At 76.3% G+C, this 2,869-nt stretch carries 4 protein-coding genes; 1 reads left to right on the forward strand and 3 read right to left on the reverse strand.

From position 1 onward, the window contains the following. The 3 genes from ACIQOV_RS35660 to ACIQOV_RS35670 form a co-directional block, all read right to left on the reverse strand. A partial coding sequence (locus ACIQOV_RS35660) for a TetR/AcrR family transcriptional regulator (protein WP_401054974.1) occupies positions 1 to 459 on the reverse strand: 459 nt, incomplete at its 3' end. Positions 460 to 487: 28 nt separating this feature from the next. Beyond that, a complete protein-coding gene (locus ACIQOV_RS35665) occupies positions 488 to 1,939 on the reverse strand; it encodes an amidase (RefSeq protein WP_401054975.1) in 1,452 nt (483 codons plus the stop codon). Continuing rightward, a complete protein-coding gene (locus ACIQOV_RS35670) occupies positions 1,926 to 2,153 on the reverse strand; it encodes a hypothetical protein (RefSeq protein ID WP_401054976.1) in 228 nt (75 codons plus the stop codon). The genes ACIQOV_RS35665 and ACIQOV_RS35670 overlap by 14 nt, the downstream gene beginning before the upstream one ends. 148 nt (positions 2,154 to 2,301) lie before the next feature. Here ACIQOV_RS35670 and ACIQOV_RS35675 point away from each other — a divergent pair. After that, positions 2,302 to 2,869, forward strand: a 568-nt coding sequence (locus tag ACIQOV_RS35675; RefSeq protein ID WP_401054977.1) for an MBL fold metallo-hydrolase, incomplete at its 3' end; no start/stop codon positions are given.

Raw genomic sequence — 2,869 nt, forward strand, 5'->3', positions numbered from 1 at the left:
GTCCATGGCGGCCTCGACCCCGGGGGCCTCCTCGCCGCGCGCACGGGCGCGGGCGAGGACCAGGGCGAGCTGGTCTGCGGCGTAGGCCGAGCACTGGCCGGCATTGCCGCCGTCCGGGTCACCGAGGAGGGCGTCGCGGACGTAGGCGCGGCCGGAAACGGAGGCCATCTCGTCGAGGAACTGCTCGGCCCAGGCGGTGAGGTCGGCGCGCAGGCCGCCGCGGTCCGCCGGCTCGGTGTCGGGGCGCAGCCGCTCCACCGCGACGTCGGACAGCAGCTCGGCCAGGTCGCCCCAGCGGCGGTACACCGTGGACGGGGTGACACCGGCCCGCTGGGCGACCATCGGCACGGTGAGCGCCTCGCGGCCCACCTCCGCGAGCAGCTCGCGCACCGCGGTGTGCACCGCCTCCTGGACCCGGGCGCTGCGCCCGCCCGGGCGGACCATCTGCCGAGGACTCATACCGCCATCCTAAAGCGGCGCCTTTGCGTCACGGCGGGCCCGGGCGGGCCGGGACCCCGGGCGCGGGCCCAGCACGCCCGCGGCCGGCTCGGACCACCGGCGCCAGCGCCCGCGCGGGCTGCGTCCGCTCGAAGGCGTGGCCGACCCGCAGCAGCGTCCGTTCGCCGAGCGGCCGCCCGAGCAGTTGCAGGCCGATCGGCAGGCCCGCCGCGTCGTGGCCGGCCGGGACGGACAGCGCGGGCACGCCGGTGACGTTGGCCGGGGCGGAGAGCCGGACGTAGGCGTCCGAGACGCTCTCGGTGGTGCCGTCCGGCCAGCCGACCACCTCCTGGCCGACCCGCACCGCCGTGGTCGGCACGGTCGGGGCGGCGATCACGTCGACCTCCGCCAGGACCCGCGCCCACGCGTCCCGGATCAGCGTCCGGGCGCGCTGGGCGCGCAGGTAGTCGCCCGCGCCGATCAGTTCGCCGGCCTCCAGCAGGACCCGGACGTCGGCCTGGTACAGCTCGGGGACGGTGCGCAGCGTGCGCGCGTGGTAGGCGGCGGCCTCGGGCGCGGTCAGGCCCCACAGGGTGGGCACCAGGTAGCGGGCCATCGGGATCTCCACCTCGACGGGCCGGGCGCCGAGCGCCTCCAGCTGCTCGACGGCACGGTGGACGGCGGCGGCGACCTCCTCGTGGACGTGGTCGACGTAGTAGGCGTTCGGCACGCCGACCCGCACGCCGGTCAGGTCCGGCTCCCGCTCGGGCCGGTAGTCGACGGCGGGGGCGGCCAGCGAGGCGGGGTCGCGCGGGTCGTGCCCGGCGAGGGCGGCCAGGACCAGGGCCGCGTCCTCGACGGTGCGGGTGATCGGGCCCACGTGGTCGAGCGACCAGGACAGCGAGGTGACGCCGTGGCGGGGCACCAGTCCGTAGGTGGGCTTGAGGCCGACCACCCCGTTCAGCGCGGCGGGCACCCGGATCGAGCCGCCGGTGTCGGTGCCGAGGGCGAAGGTCGCCGCCCCGGCGGCCACCGCGGCGGCGGACCCGCCGCTGGATCCTCCGGCGACCCGGTCGCGGTCCCAGGCGTTGCATGTCTGCGGGGTGGTCAGGCCGTAGGCGAACTCGTGGGTGTGGGTCTTGCCGGCCAGGACCGCGCCGGCGGCCCGCAGCCGGGCGGCGACCGCGCTGTCGGCGGCCGCGCGGTGGCCGTCCCGGACCCGGGAGCCGGCACCGGTGGGCGTGCCGGCGACGTCGATCAGGTCCTTGAGTCCGACCGGGATGCCGTGCAGCGGCCCCCGGTACCGGCCCTGGGCGATCTCCTGCTCGGCCCGGCGCGCCGCGTCGCGGGCCTGTTCGGCGGCGACGGTGGCGTAGGCGCCGAGGTGCGGCTCCACCCGGTCGATGCGGCCGAGGACGGAGTCGACCAGTTCCACGGGGGACAGCCGCCGCTCCCGGATCCGTGTCGCGGCGGCGGCGAGGCTCAGTTCATACGGCTGCATCGGGCCGCTCCCCCGCGTCGAGGTGCTCCGCTTCCGCGCGGTAGGCGGCGCCGGGCGGGGTGTCCCCGAAGTCCAGTTCCCGCAGGACGGCGACGACGGACTGGATGTGTTGGGCGGTGGCCGCCACCGCGGCGTGGCGCTCGGGCGGCAGGTCGAGTCCGGCCCGGGCGGCCCGGTGGGCGGCCTCGGACGGGGCGAGTTCGGCGGAGGACATGGGCGCGCTCCTGATCGTGGGCGGCGGGGCGGGTTCGCGCAGGCGAGGCATCCCGCACCAAAAGCTAAAGGTTTGCGTTAACGCGACTGTAGGTTCTAGGGTCCCACTAACGCAAACGAATGGCTTTTACAGTGGAGGAGCCGGCCCCGTGCCCAGTACCCCTACCCCCTCCTGGACGGTCGGCGACGTCACCGTCCACCGCATCGACGAAATCCCGCTGCCGCCCGCGACCGGACGGTGGCTGCTGCCCGGCGCCACCCCCGGGACGGTGGCCGGCCAGGACTGGCTGCACCCCGACTTCGCCGACGCCGACGGCACGCTGCGCCTGGACAGCCACAGCTTCGCCTTCGACCTGGACGGGCTGCGGGTACTCGTCGACACCGGCATCGGCGACGGCAAGCAGCGCGCCAACCCGGCCTGGCACGACCTGCGCACCGACTACCCGCGGCGCCTCGCCGCCGCCGGATTCCCGCCGGACTCCGTCGACCTGGTGGTCCTCACCCACCTGCACGCCGACCACGTCGGCTGGAACACCCGGAAGGTGGACGGCGCCTGGGTGCCCACCTTCCCCCGCGCGCGCTACCTCACCACCCGCGCCGAACGGGAGTTCTGGGCCGGGTACGCCATGGACGAGGCGCGCGCCGTGATGTTCCACGACTCGGTGCTCCCGGTCGAGCGGGCCGGCCGGCTGGACCTCGTCGACGTCCCCGCCGGGG

It is taken from the genome of Kitasatospora sp. NPDC091257 (assembly GCF_044757675.1).
Classification (GTDB): domain Bacteria; phylum Actinomycetota; class Actinomycetes; order Streptomycetales; family Streptomycetaceae; genus Kitasatospora; species Kitasatospora lactacystinica.

Excerpts from the sequence above, each read along its gene's own strand:
- ACIQOV_RS35665 (WP_401054975.1), bottom strand. The coding sequence starts at position 1,939 with ATGCAGCCGTATGAACTGAGCCTCGCCGCCGCCGCGACACGGATCCGG.
- ACIQOV_RS35670 (WP_401054976.1), bottom strand. The coding sequence starts at position 2,153 with ATGTCCTCCGCCGAACTCGCCCCGTCCGAGGCCGCCCACCGGGCCGCC.